This is a genomic window from Candidatus Zixiibacteriota bacterium (assembly GCA_035380245.1).
Lineage (GTDB): Bacteria > Zixibacteria > MSB-5A5 > GN15 > FEB-12 > DAOSXA01.
On sequence record DAOSXA010000001.1, the window covers coordinates 259,473 to 282,359 of the forward strand.

The 22,887-nt window shown below is 54.0% G+C and carries 22 protein-coding genes; 12 read left to right on the forward strand and 10 right to left on the reverse strand.

Annotated features, from left to right (window positions below; translation table 11 throughout):
• Positions 1–95: 95 nt before the first annotated feature.
• The 5 genes from PLF13_01070 (at position 96) to PLF13_01090 (ending at position 4,296) form a co-directional block, all read left to right on the forward strand.
• Positions 96–863 (forward strand): geranylgeranylglyceryl/heptaprenylglyceryl phosphate synthase, encoded by a 768-nt coding sequence (locus PLF13_01070; protein ID HOP05859.1) that lies wholly within the window; start codon positions 96–98, stop codon positions 861–863.
• Positions 860–1,450, forward strand: coding sequence for an SIS domain-containing protein (locus tag PLF13_01075; GenBank protein HOP05860.1), 591 nt, complete (start codon positions 860–862; stop codon positions 1,448–1,450). Before PLF13_01070 ends, PLF13_01075 begins: the two co-directional genes overlap by 4 nt.
• On the forward strand, positions 1,447–2,712 hold the full coding sequence (locus PLF13_01080) for an O-antigen ligase family protein (protein HOP05861.1): 1,266 nt from the start codon (positions 1,447–1,449) through the stop codon (positions 2,710–2,712). Before PLF13_01075 ends, PLF13_01080 begins: the two co-directional genes overlap by 4 nt.
• A 35-nt stretch (positions 2,713–2,747) precedes the next feature.
• Positions 2,748–2,999: a DUF3098 domain-containing protein gene (locus tag PLF13_01085; GenBank protein ID HOP05862.1), complete on the forward strand. Its 252-nt coding sequence runs from the start codon at positions 2,748–2,750 to the stop codon at positions 2,997–2,999.
• A gap of 154 nt (positions 3,000–3,153) precedes the next feature.
• Positions 3,154–4,296: a glycosyltransferase family 4 protein gene (locus PLF13_01090; protein HOP05863.1), complete on the forward strand. Its 1,143-nt coding sequence runs from the start codon at positions 3,154–3,156 to the stop codon at positions 4,294–4,296.
• A 266-nt stretch (positions 4,297–4,562) separates the two neighbouring features.
• Here the strand turns inward: PLF13_01090 and PLF13_01095 are convergent, their stop codons facing one another.
• The 7 genes from PLF13_01095 to PLF13_01125 all read right to left on the reverse strand — a co-directional run bounded on the left by PLF13_01095 (position 4,563) and on the right by PLF13_01125 (position 12,308).
• Positions 4,563–7,064, reverse strand: a complete 2,502-nt coding sequence (locus PLF13_01095) for a sugar phosphate nucleotidyltransferase (GenBank protein HOP05864.1) — start codon at positions 7,062–7,064, stop codon at positions 4,563–4,565.
• A gap of 21 nt (positions 7,065–7,085) precedes the next feature.
• On the reverse strand, positions 7,086–7,751 hold the full coding sequence (locus tag PLF13_01100) for an MtnX-like HAD-IB family phosphatase (GenBank protein ID HOP05865.1): 666 nt from the start codon (positions 7,749–7,751) through the stop codon (positions 7,086–7,088).
• Complete coding sequence (locus tag PLF13_01105; GenBank protein ID HOP05866.1) at positions 7,748–8,038, reverse strand: hypothetical protein; 291 nt, start codon at positions 8,036–8,038, stop codon at positions 7,748–7,750. Before PLF13_01105 ends, PLF13_01100 begins: the two co-directional genes overlap by 4 nt.
• Positions 8,035–8,805: a sulfite exporter TauE/SafE family protein gene (locus PLF13_01110; GenBank protein HOP05867.1), complete on the reverse strand. Its 771-nt coding sequence runs from the start codon at positions 8,803–8,805 to the stop codon at positions 8,035–8,037. The genes PLF13_01105 and PLF13_01110 overlap by 4 nt, the downstream gene beginning before the upstream one ends.
• Positions 8,795–10,375: a S41 family peptidase gene (locus PLF13_01115; protein ID HOP05868.1), complete on the reverse strand. Its 1,581-nt coding sequence runs from the start codon at positions 10,373–10,375 to the stop codon at positions 8,795–8,797. The genes PLF13_01110 and PLF13_01115 overlap by 11 nt, the downstream gene beginning before the upstream one ends.
• Entirely contained in the window at positions 10,372–11,004 is a 633-nt protein-coding gene (gene tmk, locus PLF13_01120; GenBank protein ID HOP05869.1) for a dTMP kinase, read from the reverse strand. Before tmk ends, PLF13_01115 begins: the two co-directional genes overlap by 4 nt.
• Before the next feature lie 77 nt (positions 11,005–11,081).
• Positions 11,082–12,308 carry an inositol-3-phosphate synthase gene (locus PLF13_01125; protein HOP05870.1) on the reverse strand — a complete coding sequence of 409 codons (1,227 nt, stop codon included), beginning with the start codon at positions 12,306–12,308 and terminating at the stop codon, positions 11,082–11,084.
• A 188-nt stretch (positions 12,309–12,496) separates the two neighbouring features.
• On the opposite strand from PLF13_01125, the gene PLF13_01130 reads away from it, so the two are divergent.
• The gene (locus tag PLF13_01130; GenBank protein ID HOP05871.1) at positions 12,497–13,153 is read left to right on the forward strand and encodes a TetR/AcrR family transcriptional regulator; all 657 of its coding nucleotides are present in this window, start codon (positions 12,497–12,499) and stop codon (positions 13,151–13,153) included.
• A gap of 86 nt (positions 13,154–13,239) precedes the next feature.
• Here PLF13_01130 and PLF13_01135 read toward each other — a convergent pair whose 3' ends face one another.
• Together PLF13_01135 and PLF13_01140 are read right to left on the reverse strand one after the other, a co-directional pair.
• Complete coding sequence (locus PLF13_01135) at positions 13,240–14,175, reverse strand: PfkB family carbohydrate kinase (protein ID HOP05872.1); 936 nt, start codon at positions 14,173–14,175, stop codon at positions 13,240–13,242.
• Between the two features lie 133 nt (positions 14,176–14,308).
• Positions 14,309–14,950 carry a CDP-alcohol phosphatidyltransferase family protein gene (locus PLF13_01140; GenBank protein ID HOP05873.1) on the reverse strand — a complete coding sequence of 214 codons (642 nt, stop codon included), beginning with the start codon at positions 14,948–14,950 and terminating at the stop codon, positions 14,309–14,311.
• 143 nt (positions 14,951–15,093) lie between these two features.
• Here PLF13_01140 and obgE point away from each other — a divergent pair, with 143 nt between their 5' ends.
• The 6 genes from obgE to PLF13_01170 all read left to right on the forward strand — a co-directional run bounded on the left by obgE (position 15,094) and on the right by PLF13_01170 (position 22,179).
• Positions 15,094–16,077: a GTPase ObgE gene (obgE, locus tag PLF13_01145; GenBank protein ID HOP05874.1), complete on the forward strand. Its 984-nt coding sequence runs from the start codon at positions 15,094–15,096 to the stop codon at positions 16,075–16,077.
• On the forward strand, positions 16,058–17,173 hold the full coding sequence (gene dprA / locus PLF13_01150; GenBank protein HOP05875.1) for a DNA-processing protein DprA: 1,116 nt from the start codon (positions 16,058–16,060) through the stop codon (positions 17,171–17,173). The genes obgE and dprA overlap by 20 nt, the downstream gene beginning before the upstream one ends.
• The gene (locus PLF13_01155) at positions 17,170–17,439 is read left to right on the forward strand and encodes an HPr family phosphocarrier protein (protein HOP05876.1); all 270 of its coding nucleotides are present in this window, start codon (positions 17,170–17,172) and stop codon (positions 17,437–17,439) included. Before dprA ends, PLF13_01155 begins: the two co-directional genes overlap by 4 nt.
• 85 nt (positions 17,440–17,524) lie before the next feature.
• Entirely contained in the window at positions 17,525–19,297 is a 1,773-nt protein-coding gene (gene ptsP / locus PLF13_01160; GenBank protein HOP05877.1) for a phosphoenolpyruvate--protein phosphotransferase, read from the forward strand.
• Positions 19,294–20,376: a bifunctional phosphoglucose/phosphomannose isomerase gene (locus tag PLF13_01165; protein HOP05878.1), complete on the forward strand. Its 1,083-nt coding sequence runs from the start codon at positions 19,294–19,296 to the stop codon at positions 20,374–20,376. The genes ptsP and PLF13_01165 overlap by 4 nt, the downstream gene beginning before the upstream one ends.
• A 273-nt stretch (positions 20,377–20,649) precedes the next feature.
• Positions 20,650–22,179, forward strand: coding sequence for an ATP-binding cassette domain-containing protein (locus tag PLF13_01170; protein ID HOP05879.1), 1,530 nt, complete (start codon positions 20,650–20,652; stop codon positions 22,177–22,179).
• 25 nt (positions 22,180–22,204) lie between these two features.
• Here the strand turns inward: PLF13_01170 and PLF13_01175 are convergent, their stop codons facing one another.
• A complete protein-coding gene (locus PLF13_01175) occupies positions 22,205–22,831 on the reverse strand; it encodes a hypothetical protein (GenBank protein HOP05880.1) in 627 nt (208 codons plus the stop codon).
• Positions 22,832–22,887: the final 56 nt, after the last annotated feature.

A 22,887-nucleotide genomic window follows, 5' to 3' on the forward strand; every position in this document is an offset into this window, starting at 1 on the left:
AGTCGGGAGGCTGATCTCCCCGACCTTAGACAACCTGCCGTGAGCCGGCAACAGTCCCGGGTCGTGCGGGACGGGAAAGCGAAGAGGGGGATTTTATGAACAACGGGAAAACATACGAGGCTTTGATTGAGCGCAGCCGTACTCGCGGTGGGGGTTTTCTACTCCTGATTGATCCGGACCGGATTCCCGAACAGGTTTATCTCGGTCTGGCCGAGCAAGCCGCCGACTGCGGAGTCGATGCCCTCCTCGTAGGCACCTCGTTCATGCTCGACACCAATTTCCCTTTGGCGGTAAAAGCAATTAAAGAACGATGCGATATCCCGGTGATCATTTTCCCCGGTTCATATGCCCAGATTAACCCGTACGCCGATGCGCTTCTGTTCACTTCGCTGATCTCCGGTCGCAATCCGGTCTACCTGATCGAGGAACAGGTCAAAGGCGCTCCGCTGGCAAAGCGTTGCGGGATTGAGACTATTCCGACCGGCTACATGCTGATAGAATCCGGTCCGTTAACCTCGGTCCAGTATATTTCCGGCACGCTGCCGATCCCGCGCTCCAAACCGGATATCGCCTGCGCCCATGCCCTGGCGGCTCAATATCTCGGGATGAAACTGGTTTATCTGGAAGCCGGATCCGGCGCCAAAGAATCGGTCCCGCTCGAAATGGTCCGACAGGTCAGTCGGTTTATCGAGATTCCGACCATCGTCGGCGGCGGTCTCCGCACCGCCGAGGACTGCGCGCGAACTATCGAGGCCGGAGCTTCGTTCGTGGTTGTAGGAACCGGGATTGAACAGGACCCCCAAAATGTGTATTTGCGTGAGTTGACCGATGCGACTCACCAGAAGGAGACATCTTCGGTTTGAAATCAGATGAGTTCATATCAAAGCTGAGACGTCAGGCGGACGAGACCTCAGAACTTCGCCGAACCTGGATCGAAGAAATCGGTCCGCGAGTGCATGACCTGGCCGCAGTGACAGCCGGAGTGATCGGCAGCGGCGGCAAACTCCTCATCGCAGGCAACGGCGGCTCGGCTTCCGATGCCTCGCATTTTGCGGCGGAGATGGTCGTGCGCCTGACCGCCGACCGCAACCGTCAGGCTCTGCCGGCGATAGCCCTGGGCATGGACCCCTCGGTGGTAACAGCGGCCTCGAACGATTTCGGCTTCGAGAACATGTTCGCACGGCAAACCGAAGCTCTCGGCAATAAAGGTGACTTGTTGCTGGTTATTTCCACTTCGGGCAACTCGGCCAACCTGCTCAAGGCGGTGACGGTTGCTCGCGAGAAAGGCATACTCACGGCGGGGTTGCTGGGCGGCAACGGCGGCCGACTGGCGGAAACGGTCGACCGCAGCATTATTATCCCGCACACCTCGACTCAACGCATTCAGGAAGAGCATATCTTCATTATCCATACTCTGGTTGAAACCATAGAAGCCGATTTATTTGGATGAACCACACTGAGGCACAAGGCCTCACGAGGGCCCTCGCGTTCACCTTTTTGGTCTTCGTTGTCGGGTCAACTTTCTCCATTGCCCTGGCGCAGATAGCGCTGGGGGTATCGCTACTGCTGTTCCTGATCGTGATGATCCGCGATCGTTCAAATCCGTTTGCCGGGGAGTTGAAAAACATCTATTGGCTGATCGGAGCGCTGCTCGCCTGGTATATCATCGCCGCGATGGTCGGGGGCACACCGCTGAAATCGCTTAACACGATGCGTGAGGCCTGGCTTTTTTGCGTAATTCCGATCGGCGCGGCAGTTATGCAGCGACCGGATTATCAGCGGCTTCTCTTGCGATGTTTCGTACTGGCGGTGCTGGTAATAAGTATTTATGGAATCCTGCAGTATGTATTCGGTTTGAACTGGTTCAAATCGACACCGCTTCAGGAGGCGCCCGGATTCGGTTTCAAAGTGCGCGGGAATTTTACGCACCGGCTGACATTCGGGAATTATTACGGCACTGCGGCTGCTTTTCTGCTTGGACTGGGATTACTACCGGGGAACAATCTCGACCGTCGACACCGTTTTCTGATTCTCCTGACCGCCGGACTGGCGGCGCTGGCAACGGTGCTGACTTTCTCGCGTACAGTCGCGGCCGGCATGGTTATCGTGGCCGTGCTGGCGGGCTTGCTGACCCGAAAACGAGCGGCAATTGCCCTGATCAGCATCGTGGCGGCAGTCGGACTGGCCGCCTGGCTGGCAATCCCGGGACTTTCCAACCGTTTCGTTGGGGATTCGACCCGTGATCTGAGCACCGATTATGAAGGCAGCCGTTTATTCGTCTGGTCCAACACTGCAAGTATTATTTCCGACAATCCGATCTTTGGAGTCGGCCCGGGTAATTTTCCGGAAGAATACGCTGCCCGGCTACGGCCTGATATTCCGGAGTATCGTAAGTTACCCCACGCTCATAACGATCTCCTCGATGTCGCCGCCCAAACCGGCATACCGGGGGCGTTGTTGTTCGCGGCGCTCTGGCTGACGGTTTTATGGCGGCAGTTCCGCAATTTCCGGCAGGGGATCAATCCCACGGCACAGCGACTGGCGCTGGCCGGGCTGCTTGGATCGCTTTTATTTCTGATAAGTTCCGCCACCGAGGCTACTTTTTCCGATGAAGAAGTCCGCCAGTTGCTGATGTTTCTATGGGCGACGGGCCTCCCGATCTGGTATAAGAATGAGACCGACGGGTTGAACGTGATCCGTGAAACTTCTTGACAGATAACGTTGGATCGCTTTTTTACAGGCGTATTATGGCAGTTAAAGCAAAGAAACAAGATAGCTCCACCGAAGAAGTGGAATGGCCGTTCGGGAAGAAGAATTATATTCTCTTCGGTGCGGCTCTGGTCGTTATCGTAATCGGCTATATTCTCCTGGGCCAGGGTTCCATGACCCTCTCCCCGGTTTTGCTGACACTCGGTTATTGTGTACTCATTCCGGCCGCGATTCTCTGGAAGAATGAATCAGAGGAAATTGCGGAAGAGACGCCGACCGATATCGAATAACTTCTTACGGTAAAATATATCGAGCCGCCGGTGTGATCCGTGCGGCTTTTTGTGATAGCTAATGGCCCGGACAAGCAACCGGGCTTTTTTCATTTCGTTTACTTCCCGCCGATCTTATCTTCGTTACGAACGATGCCTGACGGCAGAATTAATTATGACAGAGATTAAAACGAACAAACCCGGACTGGCTTTTCTTTGCGACACCCATTCCTGGGGCGGGCTGGAAATGAATGTTCTCCGCCTGGCGCGGTGGCTGGCCGAGCGCGGATGGCCGACAGCCATCTACGGCGATCCGAAATCCCCGCTTGGGATCACCGCCCGGGATGTCGGGTTGCCGGTTGTGAGACCGCATAAAATCGGCGGATTGGCCGGTGCCTATTTCAAGGCGCGTTGGCTGATAGGGCGTGCCAGGAGAGATAAAATAGGCTGGCTCATTTCCAACCTGAGTCGAGATCGACTTACCGTGGCGCTGGCCCGGAGACTCTGTAGTGATTCATTCCGGTTGATGAATCTCCAGCACATGCATCTCGGAGCCAACAAACGCGATCCGATTCACAACTGGCAATATCGCAGCTTCGATGCCTGGATCGCCCCTTTACCGATGTTCAAAAAGCGCGTCGCGGCGGCCACGGTGATCCCGCCCGAGCGCATTCATGTGATTCCCTACGGCATCGTTCAGGAACCGTTCGTGGAGAATCTTCCGGATCGAATCGAAGCCCGCGTTCGTCTCAAGCTACCGACTGAGGGAATCGTGATCGGCAACATCGGGCGACTCGACCCCAAGAAAGGACAGGATACGTTAATCGAAGCCGTAGCCGGATTGCATCGTTCCGGTCTGTCGGTCCACGTACTTCTGGTGGGAGATCGCACCGCCGGTGAGGCACAGGAATACGAACAGAAGCTGAATGCGATGATCGAGCGACTGGGCCTTAACGGTTTCGTACATCAACGACCGTTCATGGCAGACGTCGAGACCGCCTATGCCGCTCTCGATATATTCGTACTGACCTCACATTCGGAAACGTTCGGCATGGTGACGGTCGAAGCGATGGCCTCGGGGCGCGCCGTGGTCGCCACTGCCGAAGGGGGCACGGTGGAAATCGTTACCGACGGCAAAACCGGTCGACTGTTTCCACCCCAATCAGCGTCTGCCCTGGAGAACTGCCTGCGAGAGTTGATTGAACATCCCGAAGAGCGTGAAAGATTGGCTCGTTCTGCCCGGGAAGAAGCTATGGCACGATTCGACCACCGCCTTCAGGTGGCCGCAATGGAACGCGTACTTTTGAAGCCGCTGTAGGTCGAAACCCCTGTCCGCCGAAAGCGGATCGCGAAGCGAAGTTTCGACACCTGTTAACGTTTGCAAACTTCCCACCCGAGGGGTGGGTCACCTTTGTCCGAAGCTTTCAGATATATCCCACCCGTGGACAGGCGAGCCACCAGCGGATCAATGAAAAGATGCAGACACAGGGGCCCACGAGTTAAGCAGAAATCCCTGACGCCACATTGAAAAAGCCCGGGAGCAAGTTCCCGGGCTTTACAGATCGTTATCTCTTCTGCACTCTCTCAGTCGACCTGCGACTCCTCGACCATCGAACGGTAACGATCGACTAAAAGATCAGCACCATCGCGTGAGCGCGATTCCGCCAGGATATTGAACGAGGCAGTGGTGCGGTCGGGGGTAACCAGCACCCAGCCGTCATCCTCAAAAATCCGCACACCGTCGATCAACTGCCGCTGCTTGTCCTCCGAGCCGACGATCAACTTGCGCATGACCGTCCCCTTGCGCGACCAGGGACAAGGAACCGAAGCGGACTTGCGGACAAGTCCCTCGAATCGTTTGCGGAGACTTCCGAGGCGACTGTGTGTCAGCGCCATCATTTCGAGCAATTTCACCGCCGCCAGCATGGCATCGGAACCGTGCTGGAAACCCGGCATGATAAATCCACCGCGAGTGCCGCCGACAAAATCGACCTCACCGCGACGATGGATTTCCATCATGCTCAAATGGTCGTTGGCAACGCGGATGACCTCGACATTATGCTCGGCGGCGATCTCTTCGACTCCCATCGAGGCTCCCACCGGAACGGCGATCTTGGTCGCCTTGTTGGTCCGGAGGAAAAGATCAACCACAATGAGCAGGAACAACTGCGGATCGATCGGTTTGCCGGTTTCGTCCACCGCTGTCAGTTTTTCGGCGGCTGAGTTTAGCAGGAAACCGACATCACAGTGCAGCGAAGTGACAATCGAGGAAAGCTGAACAATCGCCTGCGACTGCTCTTCCGGTGAAACGGCGAACTTGCGCGGATTCAGATTGGCGTTAAGTTCGATGGCCGAAATGCCCAGATTGAAAAAGAGCGTCGGGAACACCTGGCTGGAAGCGCCGTTGGAATGGTCCACGACCAGTTTGAAACCGGCCTCACGAATGATATTGCTGTCTATCGCTTTGAGGAAATCCTCGCGGTAGTCCTCGAGCACGTGCTCTTCCATGTCCAAATGGCCGATCTGATCCAACCCGGCACGCTCGAAATCTTCACCGAAATAAAGCCGCTCGACCTTCTTGGATTTGGCGGTCGGCAAATCGAGTCCGTTGCCGTCAAAAAAGATGATGTCGATGCGACGGTAATCCTCGGGATTATGCCGGACATAAATGCCGGCGGAATACTCGCCGCGACGAAGACCGTAACGCACCACCGGAATGGGGAGCATTTCGAAATCGGAAACATGAACACCGGCGGCCAGCAATCCCGAAATCAAACCGCGCTTGAGCAAACGGGAAGTATCCGAAGCATCACGGCTGGTTACGACCGAATTTCCCTGCCCGACAAAAGCCCCGAACGCGGCTCCGAGGCGGACCAGCATCTCCGGTGTTATTTCGGTCAGCGCCAGCCCGGCTACCTTGGAGTTGGTAAACAACTCACGGTTCCATTTATCACCCCAGACCACCGAAGTCGAGACAATCGCTCCCGGATCGACCATTTTCCCCGGCCAGATTTTGCAGTTGGCTTTGACCGTGGCAGAGTCGCCGATCTGGCATTCATCCGAGACGATCACATTGTCCAGAAGGGTAACCCCTCGTCCGATCCGCGATCCCGTACAAACAATGGCGTCGGTCATACCGGCTTCGGCGCCGATTGAATTGTCGTTCCAAATAATAGTGTTGGTCAGTTCAGCGCCGTGACCGATGCGGCTGCGATGTCCCACCACACAGTTGGTCAAATGGCTGTGAGCACCAATGGTAACATCGTTACCCAAAACGACGCGGCCTTCGAGCTCGACACCGGGTTCCAAATGAACATTCAAGCCCTTGTAAAGAATCCCCTTTTCGAGTTCGACTTTTTGGAGTTTTAACTCGAGCTGAAGCGAACCGTCGAAGAAATCTACATGAGCCAGACGATACTCACCGACATTACCGACATCTTTCCAATAACCATCCATGATTTTCCCGTGCAGTCCCATCTCCTTCGAAAGCATCAACGGGAATAAATCCTGCGAAAAATCGAAGTTGGTTTGCGGCGGAATGAGGTTATAGGCCGAGGGTTCCAGCAAATAGATGCCGGTGTTGATCGTATCGGAAAAAGCCTCTCCCCAGGAGGGTTTTTCAAGAAAACGAACGATGCGGCCGTCGCCGTCGGTGATAACGATACCGTATGCCAGCGGGTTCTCCATCCGGGTGAGAAGCAATGTGGCATCGGATTTCTTTTCCTTGTGCCAGGCCATCGCCTGGGTCAGGTTGAAATCGGTCAGGAGATCCCCCGATATGATCAGCACCGGTTCGTCACAATCGGCCAGGGCATAACGGACCGCTCCGGCCGTGCCGTAGTCATCGTCCGGCTGGACATACTCCATCCGTACATCGAAATGCGAGCCGTTGCCGAAATGCTCGGTAATCTTCTCTGCCTGATGATAGAGTAAAGCGGTTATATCGGTGATGCCATGCTGGCAAAGAAGTGTCACCACGTGTTCCATCATGGGCACGTTGGCTATAGGGACCATCGGTTTGGGGATGTTTATGGTCAGAGGTCGCAGCCGGGTTCCAAATCCGCCGGCCATGATAATCGCTTTCATCGTACTCTCCGTAGGATGCGTTCAATTAGTCTCGGGCAGCCATTGCCGTCCCTGCAGATGATGGATAACATCATCAAAATCATCGAAAACGATATGGTCAATATTGTTCTGTAAGCAGTACTGTTCAAGGTCTTTTTTCGCGAAAACCAAATCACTCTCCGCCAGTGCACAGAGATCGGAATAACCGTCGCCGACGAATGCGACACGATTTTCACCATTCTGTCGCTCGCGCCATTCGGCTATCCTCTCTCCCTTGCAAGTGCCGCAACGACGGCAGCGGCGGTTCTTCCAGGGGAATTCGATCGTCAGGACACCATCGACCAATTGCCCATGATTGGTGATAACCTCCAGTTCGCCGTAGCCGAAGCGCTTGAGAATATAGTCGATATAAAATCCGAAGCCGTCGGAGATAACGTAGATATCCACCCCACCGGCGCGACAAAGTTCGTAGAAACGGTCAAAGCCGGGATTGAGTTGGAACTCATCGAGAAATTGATACAATTCCTGCTTGTCCAGTGTGACCATCGAGGCTTCATGGCGAAGACACTCCCGGGTTGAAATCGTCCCGTCCTTCCAAAGGGGAATCAGGACATCGGTCCTGCCGCCTGAGAATTTTTTGAAAAGCGTCGCCCCGACATCGCGTCGGCAGACAGTTCCATCGAAGTCACAAAAAACCGCTGTTTTCATATCGATATGTATTCCGCTGCGACCACCGCAACCAACACCAGTAATAAAGCCAGAGAGAGCATCCACAGACGATGCAGATGCGCTTTCCTGAAAAGTTCCGAAATCATAACGAGCTTAACTACGGTAGCCAGGTATAAACTGCCAAGACCGATCAATCCCACCAGGGTGGCGATTGGCGCCCCCAGCGAATAGAGTGCGGCGCTCACAGCGAAGAGAATGATCATAATCCGTAAGGAATGTCGCTGCAATCCGACAAGCGGGTTCAGATTAAAATCGGTCCGGTTCATAAAAATCCCTCAATGCCTTTTGCCGACATAGCATAAGCTAAATAGGCCATGACACCTATGTAAACGAAACGCGCGATACTCGAAGGCGTTCGCATTCCCAGGAAAGAACCCAGTTGAGAACCGGCGATAACTCCGATCAAAACCGGTGCGAGCACTCTCGGCTCGACCGCTCCTTCCAGGAAGTAAACCGCCGAAGCCGCAGCCGCTGAAAATGAGATTATCAACAGCGCCGTACCCCGGGCTGTTTTAAACGGCACCCGGGCCAGGCTGTACAGAATCGGCACCAGCAACTCGCCGCCGCCTACGCCGATCAACCCGGCCAGAAAACCTATCGCCGCCGCGAGAATCGCACTGATACCATAGTTGCGGCTTTTGAGTCCCTCGAACATGCCGTCATCTTGACGCTTACCGGTGAAAATCAACGACAGCGCGGTGTAGATCATCATCGCCGCCAACAGCAATTCCACCCAATGCGGGGAGATAATCGGATGTAAATAACCACCCAGCACACTCCCCATGGTCATCAGCAGAACCACCGGCAGGGCTAACTCCAGATCCACTCGCCCCTGTTTAAGATAGATATTCGATGAGGCAAAAGAATGCGCCGCGACCGCGGTAATCGACACCGGCACTGCCGTATGTACGCTCAGTCCGGCAGCAACCGTCAGCAGCGGTACCAGTAAAACACCGCCGCCGATTCCAAGAAAACCGCCGGCCATCCCGGCCACAAGGCCACAGCTAATATACCAGATCAAATCAGTCGGCATGGTTGTGATCGAACTGCCCGGCAGCGAAAACAATCTCCGGGCTCAAAAGGCTCACCGCCTGCTTATAGGCCGCATAGACAGAATACTTGCGTTGAAGTGCAAGCTGGAGCAGACGCATTTTTATATATTCGGCATGACGCCGGAATTGATTCATGTCATCTTTGTGCGCTATGCGACGCAGCTTCTCGATCATACGAACAATTTTGGGAGAGTCCTCATCCTGAGCCATTTCAGCCAGCATCTCGATATCGCCGCTCAGATCGGAGACGAACTCAAAGCCTTCTTTGCGGGCCAGTTCCATGAAATCATCGATCCAACTGTCGTGTAAAATCAGATCCTGCCCGTCATATATCAATTCATCCTGATGAGAATGAGCGAACTGCTGCAAAAGAAGCGAACTCTCCAACCGGCTTACGAACAACTGATCGTAATCGGCTTTGTATTCGACATCGGGAGTCAATCCCTTCCCTATTTCCTGTAGGGTGGAATCGAACTGGTTCAGGAACAGGCGGCCGTCGAGATAGTAACGCGAAATAGTCAGTCTGAGACCGTATTGTCCCGGAATACGCACGAATCCCTGAACCAGCCCCTTACCGAAGGTGGTATCACCAACTAAAACAGCCCGTTCCGCCTGTCTTAACGCTCCGGCCGTGATCTCCGATGCGGAAGCGGAATTACGATCGACCATGACAACCATCGGGATTCCCTCGGTGCGGTCACCACCGGCAGCGCGATCAGTCGCCTGAGTCCAACGCGAGCGGCCCTCAGTTCCGACAATAAACGTTCCTGCCGGTAAAAATAAGCTCGCCGTCGCGACCGCCTCCCGATACAAGCCGCCGGGATTGCCGCGCAGATCCAGGATGAATCCCTTAAGAGCACTGTTGTTTGAGGAAACATTCAAACTATCCAAAGATTGCTCCACGGCTTCGGCCGCTCCGGCATCGAAATCGGTCAAGCGGATATAAGCCACACTATCCGGTCGTATCCCGGCATACGGGATGTGAGTGTAGGGAATGCGCCCGCGCGTTACCTCGATCGTGAGAGTATCAGCGCTGCCGGGTCGCAACACTGCCAGCTCAATCCGGCTGCCTTTTTCGCCGCGAAGACGCCGGGCGGCATTGTGCATCGTCAATGTTCCCAGATCGACGCTGTCGGCCCTGATGATCAAGTCGCCGTCCATGAGACCGGCCTGATCCGCCGGGCCGCCGTCGACTACCGAAACAATGAGCAGCCCCCGATCGCGACCGACGATACTAGTGCCGATACCGCCGTACGAACCGGTCATCTGTTCATCCATCTCGCTGAAATCTTCATCGGTGACAATCCCGGAATAACGGTCGAGTCGATCGATCATGGCATCACGGGCGGAGTTAGTCAACCGGTTCCAGTTCACATCGTTCTGGTATTCCTGATCGATCACCATCGCAGCGATATAAAGCGTTTGGGATTCGATTATGGCCGGATCGGTAATAACATAAATGCCGATTGCACCGCAGAGCAACGCCAGGAGCGTAATCAGCACTCCCGACTGGAGAATAGCACGGGTGTCGAGCGGCGTGTGGTGATTCATTTGATTCCGTAACGTTTGGCTAAGATATCCGTTACCTCGGCAAAAACCGCCTCAATCGGACGGGCGGCATCAATGACTTTTACGCGTGACCGTTCCTTGCGTGCAATTTCGAGGAAACCTTTCCGAACACGCTCGAAAAAGACCTGGGGTTCCGACTCCAGCCGATCCAGGTTATCTCCCTGGCGTGATCGGGCAGTGGCAACATCGAGATCGAAAAGAAGAGTCAAATCCGGGGTGAGCTTGCCCACGGCCACCTTGTGGAGCGACCGGACCGTGCGGATATCGAGTTTACGACCGTATCCCTGGTATGCGGTGGTGGAATCATAGAAGCGGTCACAGATCACGACGTGTCCTTCACTCATGAAAGGAGCGATTTCGGTCACGGTGATATTGGCCCGAGCTGCCTCATAGAGGAGAAGTTCGGTCGTGGCGTCAATATCGAGCTTTTTGTCGAGGAGAATGCGGCGAATACGCTCGGCCGCTTTGGTCGATCCCGGCTCACGCAGGAGCTTTACCTCATAGCCATGCGCTTTGAGCAATTTATAGGTAAGAATAGCCTGGGTTGTTTTGCCGCAACCATCAATCCCCTCGAATGTCAAAAACAGCGGTCCTTTGTGTCTTACTGGCACGGGCTCCTCTCTTCAATTAAAAAACCGGCGACTTTGCAGTCGCCGGTCAAAATAGGCTTACTCTAGCATCGAATCGACTATTTTTTCTTGCGAACCACGCGCTTTTTAGCCGTGGTGGTTTTCTTCGGAGCGGCAGCTTTCTGAGTGCCGGTTACCGGCTTTTTTGTCGTAGCCTTCTTGGCCGCGAGTTTAGTCGTCCGACGAGCGGTTTTCTTCACATCAGTCTGCTTCCAGCCGTACTTGGCAATGAACTCCTCGGTCAAGCGACGGGCTTCATCGTCAGTGTATTGAACCGGCGGGGACTTCTTGAAGTATGACGACGGCTCCAGCAGAGCGCCGGAGAGGCCATTATCCAGACCGAGCTTGCAGCAACGGAGAGCATCGATCACGACTCCGGCCGAGTTCGGGCTGTCCCAGACTTCCATCTTCATTTCGATGTTAAGCGGAACGTTGCCGAACGTGGTCCCTTCCAGACGGATATAAGCCCACTTGCGGTCGGTCAGCCAGGCCACGTAATCGGACGGACCGATATGGACGTTGTCGGCGCCGATGTCGTAGTTGAGCTGCGAGGTAACAGCGTTGGTCTTGGAGATTTTCTTCGACTCCAGACGGCTGCGCTCGAGCATGTTGTAGAAATCGGTGTTGCCGCCGACGTTCAACTGCGAGGTACGCTCCAGCCGGACGCCACGCTCGAGGAACAAGCGAGTCAACACGCGGTGCGCGATCGTAGCACCGACCTGCGATTTGATATCGTCACCGATAACCGGAAGACCCTTCTCCTTGAAACGCTTCTGCCAATACGGCTCGCGAGCGATGAAGACCGGAATGCAGTTCACGAAACCGCAACCCGCCTCGAGAATCTGCTCCACGTACCACTTGGTGGCGTGTTCGGAACCGACCGGCAGGTAGTTGATCACCACGTCGGTCTTGGTATCCTTGAGCAATTTCACGATATCGACCGTGTCACCGGGAGCCTTGGTGATGATCTGTGACAGATAATATCCGAGACCGTCGTGAGTCATACCGCGCATGACCGGCACGCCGAGCTTCGGGACGTTGCAGAACTTGTAGGTGTTGTTCGGCTTGGTGAAGATCGCTTCGGACAGATCCTTACCGACTTTGTTGGCGTCGATATCGATCGCCGCCGAGAACTCTATGTCGCGAATGTGATAGCCGCCCAGGTTGACGTGCATCAGACCCGGGATCTGATCGTCATCCTTGGCCTTCTTGTAAAACTCGACACCCTGCACCAGCGATGAGGCGCAGTTGCCGACTCCGATAATGGCTACTCTGACTTTTGACATCGATTACATCCTCTGTATGAGTGTGTGCCAACGTTCCTTTTGACCCGGAAGCTATGCCGATGGTTCCGGGGTGTCAAATGGATATTGACATTTATCATAAATTATATACTATTAGTCTATGCATTATGACTAATTAGTCATAATCGACTGAAATTTATTCCACCTTCGTACGTATTGAAGGGGCATCTATGCCGGAATCACTCAACGAGAATCTCATAAACGAACTGGCCGCCAACGGCACGGCAGGAGATACCTTCCGTCGCCTGACTCCGGACAAAAAGAGCCGGGTGTACCGCACGGCCTTGAAGCTGTTCGCCGAATTCGGTTACGATGGTCTTTCGGTGGATCAGTTTTGTCGTGAAGCCGGTATCAGTAAAGGTTCGTTTTTCCAGTATTTTCCCTCCAAGAGCCACCTGCTCGAGTTCACGGTGTTGATGTTCGATGATTACCTCGGTCGCTGGATGCAGTCGTTGCGGCAGGCGGAAACGGCAGCCCTGGCGCGAGATCGTATCCGTTACCTGTGCAACGCTTTGATCGTGAACTCACGACTATATCGCGACGAAGAACAATTCTACCTGTTCGTGACAAGAGCGTTATATCATTCCGCGGTGGCTCTAGAGGGAGTCGACATAGAACGTCATTTCAGCGACTACGTGAACGATATCATCATACGCGGCGAACAGACCGGTGAAATCCGCAGTGACGCCGATGCCGAGCTTACCGCACATCTGGTCGAGCTGGTGGTCTCGGCGCTGGTCAAGCGTCGATATATCGACCATTCGATCCGCCCCCGGCAGATGGCTGATTATCTGATTTCGTTCCTGTTCGACGGGATCAAGGCCTGAGCGGTCAATAGAGTCTTCCGCCCACCTCCGCTTCATCGACTTTCTCGAAATCTCCGTATGAAATTATGTTGGGCATACCGTGAATCCTATTTATTCACCGCGACGTCAACCTTGAATCCTTCCATCGCCAGCAAGTGTTCCTGGCGCTCACGGATCATGGCTTCGGTCATCGGGAAATCCGGTCCGGTGTTTTCGATCATGATCGACGAGGTACAGGAGGCAAAGCAACCGGCTCGTCGTAAATCACCGCCGGTCTTGAGGTATTCATGCGTAAAGCCGGCCATATAGGTGTCGCCGGCGCCGGTGGAATCGAGCAGATCGACGGGATGCGGAGGGATATCGATAAAATTGTTGCCGTCGTAAATAATCGAACCCAGCTCAGCGAGAGTCACAATGACGATCTTCGGCCCCCAGCTTTTGATTATCCGCGCTGCTTCGTAAGGATCCCGGCGACAATCAATCCCGGTCAGCACTTTCCCTTCGAGTTCGTTCGGTTTGACGATATCGAACAGACCAAGGATTTCTTCGATACCGTCCACCTTCTCGTGATAAATACGCTTGTCGGCATCGGCATTGCGAATCAGACCCTGGGGATCACAGAAGAATAGACCATCGAATGTTGCGCGAATGCGGCGGATATTGTCGAATGAGACTTCCCCCAGAATCGGACCGATCAACACCGCTTCGGAGTCGGCATACCAGGCCGGATCGATCTCACCGATATCGGCCGCGCGTCCGAGCAGATCCAGGGTGCGGTTGCCCATGTTGTCGTAATAAATCAGCGAGAAACCGCCGGACTCGTTCGACGGAATAATCCTGACATCAATATGGAGTTGCGCCAGCGACTTCATCAGATGCTCGCGATAATCTTCACCGATTGCTCCAACGAGGCGTACCGGTCGACCGATCTTGGCCAGCGCCAGAGCGGCGTTGGTGGAGCAACCGCTAAGCACGCGGCCGGAGGGATTAATGCGATGTGTCTTGATATAATCGTAAACCGGATTGCCGATAGCCGTAATCATAGTCCTGTCGAGTCCTTCGTCTGGCGCCCGCAGCGGGTGCGTTAAGAGTCATTAATTGAATTCAGATATAAGCAGACCGGTCCGGCCGATCAAGAGAAACTGTTGGCGATTTGATGCCGGTCGACAACAGATTTCAGACGTGACGTTTCTTGCCGAGGACTTTGTAGGTGAAAACGAGTCGTTGTGCCGAGGTGATAAATGAGGTCAAACCGACAATAATCAAAGCGAATTCCAGCCAGCCGCCGCGCGGCCAGGTGCCAACCGGAAGATAGTACTCGGCAATCGATCCGGCGATAATGAGAATGAACTTCTCTAAACGGCCCATGATGCCCACAGCGCAGTTTTCGATTTTCCCCATCGACTCCGCCGCCGCCCGAGTGTAGGAGGCGATGATCATGCCAAACAGGGCAAAAATGCCCCAGCCGGGATGAACCGCCCCGGAAAGAGTAATGCCAGCCAGGATGAAAAACTCGCCGTAGCGGTCGGAAACGTGATCGAGAATGCCGCCGAATACGGTGCCGATATCCCCGGCCCGAGCGGTGGAACCATCGAGCATATCGGTGAAAGCCGTGGCAATAATCCAGAACACTCCCCAGAGCATCTGGTCGCGCCAGAACGCGATACCGCCCGCAATGGCACAAAGGAAAGAGATGGCTGTCAGAATGTTCGGAGTCAATCCGAGCTTAAGACAGATATGCCCCAAAAACAGCGAAGACTCTTCATAGAAACGCCGTTTACGCTGATTAATGGTCGGTGTCGTTGTTTTCTGTTCCATTCCGCTGTTTGACATGGGGTCGAATATATATTTGTCAATGGCAGCCGTCAACAAATTCAAAAGCGATAAAACAATTCAAACGGGCCCCTCCCCGTTCCCTATTCAGGTTGACTTCGCGACCGTTACGGCGGATATTCCCGTCTATGTTTATTGACTATGTTGAAGTAGAGATCGCCGCAGGCGACGGCGGCGACGGTTGTATCGCTTTCCGGACGGAGAAATACATTCCCAAAGGGGGACCGGACGGAGGTGACGGGGGTCGTGGCGGCGACGTGACGGCAGTAGCCGATCCGAATCTGACCACCCTGCTCGATTTCCGCTATAAGAAAAAATATCGAGCCGAGAACGGCCGTCCCGGCGAGGGAAGCCTCAAAACCGGACGATCCGGTAAAGACACCATTCTGCATTTGCCGGTCGGCACCATCGTCACGGATCTCGACACCGGTCGCCAGGTCGCGGATCTGGATGAACCGGGAACGGAAATCGTTCTGGTGCGCGGCGGTCGCGGCGGCAAGGGTAACGTCCATTTCAAATCGCCTACCAATCAAACTCCGCGCAAAGCGACTCCCGGTCGTCCCGGGGAATATCTGCGAGTGTCCATGGAGTTGAAATTGCTGGCCGATGTCGGACTTGTGGGACTCCCCAATGCCGGCAAATCGACAATCCTGGCAACGTTCTCGGCCGCTCGTCCCAAGATCGCCAATTATCCTTTCACCACCCTCGTACCGAATCTCGGTATCGTAAAGCTGACCGATACTCGCAACTGTGTCATGGCCGACATTCCCGGCTTGATCGCGGGCGCCTCGGAAGGCAAAGGGCTCGGGATTCAGTTTTTGAAACACATTCAACGCACCCGGCTGCTGATATATGTTATTGACATCAACGAAGAGAATATCGAGAGTGTATACGACGAGCTTCAGAACGAGTTGAGGGAATTCGATGCCGGGCTTTTAGAACGGCCCTCGTTCGTTGCCGTGACCAAGATCGACACGATGCCGGAAGACGAGGTTGAGCGAATCGCAAAAAAATTACCCGGAGAGTTCCTTTTCATTTCGGCCGTGGCTCATCGCAACACCAACCTTTTCCTGGGAGAGATAGCCCGACGCCTTGACGAACGCCGAGCTTAAAGAGAGACTTTCTGAAGCCATCACTCTGCTTCAGGTTCCCGGTGTCGGCGCCGGTCGCTACAAGAAGCTGATCAAAGCTTTCGGGGGACCGGGGGCCGTGTTGTCCCAGCCACTTTCGAGACTGGAAGAAATCAACGGCATCTCACGTAAAACCGCCTCCGACATCCAGCGACACGCCGATGCTCAAAAAGCCCGAGCCGTTGCCGCAGAAATAATCCAACTTGGCTGGTCGGCCCTGTTCCTGGAGGATGACGACTATCCCGTTCTCCTTAAAGAGATTAACGATCCCCCGCCGATCCTCTATCGGCTGGGGCTTCCGATGGACCCGCAGGAGAAGATGATCGCGGTGGTCGGCACGCGTCATGCGACCGAAAAAGGCCGCCTGACAGCCGGTCAACTGGCCGCTGATTTGGCCGAGTCCGGGATTGCGGTTGTCTCCGGCATGGCCGAAGGAATAGACACCGCTGCGCACCGCGGCTGCCTGAATAAGAGCGGACATACGGTTGCAGTGTGGGGCACCTCGCTGGACCGGGTTTTTCCGGCCTGTAACAAGGGCCTGGCTGAGGAAATCCGCAACCGTGGAACAATTTATTCTGAGTATCTTCCGCAAACCCGCCCGGACAAAACCACTTTCCCGGAACGCAACCGGATCATCTCCGGTTTATGCGCCGGAACCGTAGTGGTTGAAGCCGGGACCAAATCCGGAGCCCTGATTACCGCTGAGCTGGCGGCCTCCCAGGGACGCGAAGTGTTCGCAGTCCCCGGTCACCCCAAAGACCGCATGAGCATTGGCGCCAATGACTTGATCCGCAACGGCGCCTGCCTGACAACATCAATTGATGACATTTTTTCTGAGCTACCCGGCCTAAAAGGTACTATATTGGCCCGGAAATTTACGCAGTTGCCGGATATGACACCTGCCGAGCGAGATATTACCAACCGCCTGGCCAACGGCGCACAGCAGCTCGACCAACTCTCACGAGCTGTCGGTCTGCCGGTTGACCAGATGATGGAACTGCTATTGGCGCTAGAACTTAAGGGTGTTATCAGGGAACTGGCTGGTAAACGGTATGTACTGACAGACGGCTACGAATGATTAAGCAAACGGTTACTATCGTCAACAGACTCGGCCTGCACGCCCGACCCTCGGCGATGCTGGTCACGGTCGCCTCCCGGTTTAAGTCCGAGGTATTTTTCACTAAGGAAAGCCTGCGCGTTAACGGCAAATCGATTATGGGCGTAATGATGCTCGCCGCGGAGCTGGGTTCGCAACTTCTGGTCGAAGTGGACGGTCCGGACGAAGAGGCGGCCATGGCCGAGATCGTGAAGACTATCGAAGGTGGGTTCGGGGGAGAAATATAGCTCTTTATTCTTGTTTTTGACCGCCGGCTTACTTATCTAACCGCTTTATTGGTGGAGTGTGGATTATTCTCGCGGGAAGGAGTATATGTCGGCCAGTCGTCGCAAGGTAATCGCCGGTTTCCCTATCGCCGGTGGGATCGCTCTGGGCAAAGCCCGGGTGGTTTTGCCGGGTGATATGCAGGTTGCCGAAGTAGCCGTACCGGCGCAGAAAATCCAGGCTGAGATCGATGCTCTTGACCGCGCCGTCGAGCGTACTATTGCCGAACTGCGGGATTTGCATCAATCGGCCGACAAGAAGATGGGCCTGCCGCTGGCGAAAATTTTCGACGCCCAGCTTCTCATCGCTTCGGATTACGAATTCCTCAAACAAGTTAAAGACCAGATCATCGCTCGTCGGCGCAACGCCGGATTCGTCTATAACAGCCTCGTCCAAAACACGACCTCACAACTTAAGCGCTCGGGAGATCGTTACATGCGCCAGATGGTGCAGGATATCGAGGCGGTCTCGAGCCGGGTTCTTTCATATTTGACCGGTTATGAGAGTTGTGAATTACATTTTTCTCCCAACACAATCATGATCGGCCGAACTTTTTCACCGGGTGATATCCTCGGTTATCGCAATCGCAAGGCCATCGCTTTTGTCGTCGCTGAAGGCGGCGCCGACTCCCACATGGCGCTGATCGCCCGCTCGCTGATGATGCCGGTCGTAGCGACCGGTCCGGCCTGGAGTGAGATACCCAACGAGGCTCCGATTATCGTGGACGGCACGGTCGGAAAAATAATCATGTACCCGACCGATGATGAATGGGCCGATTACCAGAAAAGGAGACGTCGTCTCGGACCGGCTTTCATCACCCGTCTGCGCAAGCTTTCGCCGATCCCGCCTCTCACAGCCGACGGTATTCCGTTCAACATCGCAGCCAATGTGTCTATCCCCGGCCCGGTTGATGATGTCCTCTCCGAGCGAAAGATCCCGGTCGGTCTGTTCCGGACCGAGTTCATGTATCTGGCCAACGGGAGTTTTCCCGACGAGGATACGCAGTATGAATTCTATCGCCGAATCGCCGAAAAATTCAAGGACACTACGGTTGTTCTACGCACCTTCGATCTCGGCTATGACAAGGTAGCGGATGACGGTGTCTGGCCGGATGAAAACAATCCGGCGCTGGGGTGGCGTGGTATTCGCGCCATGCTCGATATGTCGATAGTGTTCAAAAACCAGATTAGTGCTGTGCTGAGAGCCTCGACCCTGGGCAACATCAAAATAATGCTGCCGATGATCTCGCAACTCCACGAAATCGAAAAAGCGAAGAAACTGATCTCCCAGGTGAAACTGGGTCTTCGTCGCAAGGGCATTCCTTACGACGAGAATATCGAAGTCGGCATCATGGTCGAGGTTCCTTCGGCAGCCCTGCTGGCCGACAAGCTCGCCCCAAAAGTCGACTTCATGTCGATCGGCACCAACGACCTCACGCAGTATACCATGGCCGCCGATCGTCAGAACCGTAAACTCGGAGAACTTTACAGCCCGTATCAACCGGCGGTCCTGCAACTGGTCAATATGACCGTGAGAGCCTGCAGGGAACACGGCATACCGGTGTCGATCTGCGGTGAAGTGGCGGGTGACATTCTCGCTCTGCCGCTATTCATCGGCATGGGCGTGGACACGCTATCGATGGCACCCCGGAGAATCCTGGATGTTTGCCGAACGGTCAAACGAATCGATTCGCAACTTGTAAAACATCTGGTAGCCCCGATCATGGCCAGTACGACAACAAGGCTGGTCATGAACAAACTGGAAAGTTTCCGATCCGAACTGGAAAAAAAGAACCCGAAATATAAAGGAACAGCCAATTGAGCGTTTTGGACAATGTCGATAAGATCAGGGAATTCGATCCCAGCAATATGTACAATAAGATCTTCGACCTGCCGGAGCAGTTGACCGACGCCCTCAAGCTGGCCAAGCGCTGGCATATCAACGCCGATGATTTTCTCGACCCGGGCAATATCGTACTGGTCGGGATGGGAGGATCGGCTATTGCCGGCGACATGATCCGTACTCTGCTGCGCTCCACCCTGCTGGTTCCGTTCGAGATTTGCCGTCATTACTCGCTGCCCGAGTATGTCGATGATGAGACCCTGGTGCTGGCATCATCGTACAGCGGCAATACCGAAGAAACCATCTCCGCGGTTGAAGATGCTCTCGCTCGCAAAGCGATGGTGGCCGCTTTCAGCACCGGCGGTATGCTCGGCGACATCTGCAGCCTTAACGAAATCCCGATGGCACAGATGCCCGGTGGTTTGCCGCCGCGTGCGGCAATCGGGTACAGCTTCGCTCTTATGGTCCACTTCCTTGACACCGTCGGTCTTGCCAAAGGGGCTGTGGATGACATCAGGGATATGATCCCCAACCTCAGCCATTACCGCGAAGCATATATCGAGGATAATCCCACTGAAAGCAATCCGGCCAAATTGCTCGCCACCAAGATTCACGGTCGGATACCGATCGTCTATTCCGGACCGACTCTGACCGACACCGTGGGCCTTCGCCTGCGCGGACAGATCGCCGAAAATGGAAAGAATCTGGTGTTCGGGAATCAATTCCCGGAGTTCAATCACAACGAACTGGTCGGTTATTGCAACGTCGCCAAACAACATGCCGACCATCTGATAGTGATATTGTTACGCGACGCCGAGGATCATCCTCAGATACGAACTCGCATGAACATCGTCAAGGAGATCATCGACAAGGTTGGTATTGAAATCTACGAAATCCATACTAAGGGCAAGAGCCGTATGGAGCGTATGTTCAGTGCCGTCCAGATGGCTGATTTCACATCCTACTACCTGGCAGTTCTTAACGAGTCCGATCCCGAACCGGTTGAAGCAATTGACTGGCTTAAGAAGGAATTGATGGCTCGGAAGCAGATGGTATAACCGAACTGCTGAAATATGATCATGAAACGGCCTGCTTATCGCGGGCCGTTTTTTTTACATAGCATTTTCGTTTTCGAAAAAAGTTGCTAAAACGGCCAATGCTCGATATTGTAGAAATATATCAACTCCACGGAGGCTGAAGAGGAAGATGAGAAACAACTGACACGTAAATCAGTCCGATCGCTCCGATCGGCAATCAATCTAAGACAAAGAACCGGCGGGCTATCGAGTGTCTTTTGGGCAATCGGCAGTCCCTCAGATTGAGGTGTCAGTATGTCTGAAGCTCCGCTTTTATCCATCAAGAATTTATCCTTAGGTTATCATGCGACTACGGTCGTATCGAATATCAGTTTATCCATAGCGCCCGGCGAGTTAGTGACAATCATGGGCGGAAACGGTTGCGGCAAATCGACTCTTCTGAAAGCAATCGCGGCCAGGGCCACTTCTTCGGAGAATAATACAAACGGTAACGATCTTTGTTGGGAGGGTCACCTGGCTTTGCGTCCCGCCCTCTCCCTTGCTTACCTGCCACAAGTCGGTCTCTCCGGTCGGGAACTGGAGGGAAAAGCGAACCACTCGCTTCTGTTCCGCACTGCGGCGAGGTTTGGACTGGTTCTCGATGAAATAGAACCTGATCGATTATCCGAAGGGCAACGACAGAAACTTTCACTCGCCTCGGTACTGGCGTGCGATGCCGATTTGATCCTGCTCGATGAACCGACCAACTTCCTTGATCTTGGGGGTGTCGACGGCTTCGAGCAAATGGTGATCCGGCAGAAACAGCGCGGCTGCGGTTTCCTGCTGGTTACACACGACCGTTCTCTGGCCGATAATCTCGCCGACCGTACCCTGCTTATTTCAGCTAACGGTATTTACTCCGTCGAGGGAGGATATTCCGCCGCCTGGTCCCTTAAAACTACTGATTATGAAAGCCGCCAACGCCAGGCCGCAGATATCAAACGGAAAATGGACCAGCTTCAGGCCGATGCCAGACGTCGCTCAACTTGGGCTGCCAACAAGGAAAAGACCAAGAAAGGCGCCAAGTTGGAAAAACCACATATCGCCAAAATGGCTAAAAAAATGGCTGCGCGATCAAAAGCGGTGGAAATGCGAGCTGAACGTGCTCGTAAGGACCTGGAAAAGGTGAAACCTTTTGTCCCCAAGACAGTTAATCTTAAGATCGAACCATACACAGTACGTCATCGAACCTTCGTTCGTCTTGATCGTGTTGATTTTGACTATATGCCGGACCGGAGACCTCCCCTCCTCAAGCAACTTTCGTTTGAGCTGTCTACCGCTTCCAAGACCTGTTTATTAGGTGCGAACGGGGCTGGTAAAACCACTCTGCTGAATCTCATACTGGGAAAACTTAAACCTCTTCGAGGTAATATCCATCGCAACGGAAATGTCTCCGCCGTTTATTTACCACAGGGACTTAAGGGAGTGTTTGACAACGGCAGCCTGCTCGACAACATGGGACTGGGACATCATGATGAAACCCAAGTCCGCCAGTATTTAGGAGCAGCCCTTCTGAGACGCGACAAGGTCACCGAAGCGGTGGAGCGGTTTTCACCGGGAGAATTGATGCGAGCAGCGGTGGTACGGTGCCTCCTGGACAAGGCCGAGTTCATGATTCTGGATGAGCCTACCAGTAATCTTGATATTGAGTCAATCGAGGTTTTGGAGCACCTGTTACAGGAGTTTCCTGGTGGATTCCTGTTGATTAGCCATGATCGCAGTTTCGTGCAAAACATAGCCCGTCAACTCATAGTAATAGAGAACGGTGAGTTGAGTCTGATGTGATGTTAAGATATTTTACAGCAATGCCTTAATCGCAAGGAACGGGTGCCGCTCCGCCCTGGAATATGTAAGCTACCAGATAAACGAGGTCAGAGATATCAGCATCACCACCACTGGCATTGGCATCGGCTTCTTCCATACAGACAGGATCCGGACCGCTTAGAAAGAGCCAGTTGACAAAATAAACGATGTCACTGATATCGAAACCATCACCGGCGTGGTTGACATCCCCGCGCACGACACAGCAGCTTTCACTCTCGGACCAGTTCTGCCAGAAACCGGAATTGAGCTGATAGCTCCCGACCGTAGAAATACCTGCAGCTGTCTGGCCGATGGTCGAACCGAGAAAAAGCGTCCCAACGCTCTGCATGCCGCCGCCCGAAGCCATTACGTGCCAGTCGGAATTAGCTGATGAAACAGCTTCAGTCGCCTCGACAACAGGATCGGTTTCCACCGTCGTCAGGTTCGATTTAACCTCAGTAGCTGTATCAGTTTCGACTTTTTGGACGGTAGTTGTGGTAACAGTTTTAACATCAGTCTTGGTGGAACTCTTCGACGGTTGTTTCAGATCAACATCTCGATCGGCTCCGTAAGCAGACATCGCTACCAACAGAACTGCTAGTAGCATTAGAAGCACAGATAACAGTTTTGTCATACTATTCTCCCTGATTAGCCGGAATATAGCATAAAACCGCTATTTTCAAAGGGAAA

Excerpts from the sequence above, each read along its gene's own strand:
- PLF13_01070 (HOP05859.1), top strand. The coding sequence starts at position 96 with ATGAACAACGGGAAAACATACGAGGCTTTGATTGAGCGCAGCCGTACT.
- PLF13_01080 (HOP05861.1), top strand. The coding sequence starts at position 1,447 with ATGAACCACACTGAGGCACAAGGCCTCACGAGGGCCCTCGCGTTCACC.
- PLF13_01085 (HOP05862.1), top strand. The coding sequence starts at position 2,748 with ATGGCAGTTAAAGCAAAGAAACAAGATAGCTCCACCGAAGAAGTGGAA.
- PLF13_01090 (HOP05863.1), top strand. The coding sequence starts at position 3,154 with ATGACAGAGATTAAAACGAACAAACCCGGACTGGCTTTTCTTTGCGAC.
- PLF13_01095 (HOP05864.1), bottom strand. The coding sequence starts at position 7,064 with ATGAAAGCGATTATCATGGCCGGCGGATTTGGAACCCGGCTGCGACCT.
- PLF13_01100 (HOP05865.1), bottom strand. The coding sequence starts at position 7,751 with ATGAAAACAGCGGTTTTTTGTGACTTCGATGGAACTGTCTGCCGACGC.
- PLF13_01105 (HOP05866.1), bottom strand. The coding sequence starts at position 8,038 with ATGAACCGGACCGATTTTAATCTGAACCCGCTTGTCGGATTGCAGCGA.
- PLF13_01110 (HOP05867.1), bottom strand. The coding sequence starts at position 8,805 with ATGCCGACTGATTTGATCTGGTATATTAGCTGTGGCCTTGTGGCCGGG.
- PLF13_01115 (HOP05868.1), bottom strand. The coding sequence starts at position 10,375 with ATGAATCACCACACGCCGCTCGACACCCGTGCTATTCTCCAGTCGGGA.
- PLF13_01125 (HOP05870.1), bottom strand. The coding sequence starts at position 12,308 with ATGTCAAAAGTCAGAGTAGCCATTATCGGAGTCGGCAACTGCGCCTCA.
- PLF13_01130 (HOP05871.1), top strand. The coding sequence starts at position 12,497 with ATGCCGGAATCACTCAACGAGAATCTCATAAACGAACTGGCCGCCAAC.
- PLF13_01135 (HOP05872.1), bottom strand. The coding sequence starts at position 14,175 with ATGATTACGGCTATCGGCAATCCGGTTTACGATTATATCAAGACACAT.
- PLF13_01140 (HOP05873.1), bottom strand. The coding sequence starts at position 14,950 with ATGGAACAGAAAACAACGACACCGACCATTAATCAGCGTAAACGGCGT.
- obgE (HOP05874.1), top strand. The coding sequence starts at position 15,094 with ATGTTTATTGACTATGTTGAAGTAGAGATCGCCGCAGGCGACGGCGGC.
- PLF13_01155 (HOP05876.1), top strand. The coding sequence starts at position 17,170 with ATGATTAAGCAAACGGTTACTATCGTCAACAGACTCGGCCTGCACGCC.
- ptsP (HOP05877.1), top strand. The coding sequence starts at position 17,525 with ATGTCGGCCAGTCGTCGCAAGGTAATCGCCGGTTTCCCTATCGCCGGT.
- PLF13_01170 (HOP05879.1), top strand. The coding sequence starts at position 20,650 with ATGTCTGAAGCTCCGCTTTTATCCATCAAGAATTTATCCTTAGGTTAT.
- PLF13_01175 (HOP05880.1), bottom strand. The coding sequence starts at position 22,831 with ATGACAAAACTGTTATCTGTGCTTCTAATGCTACTAGCAGTTCTGTTG.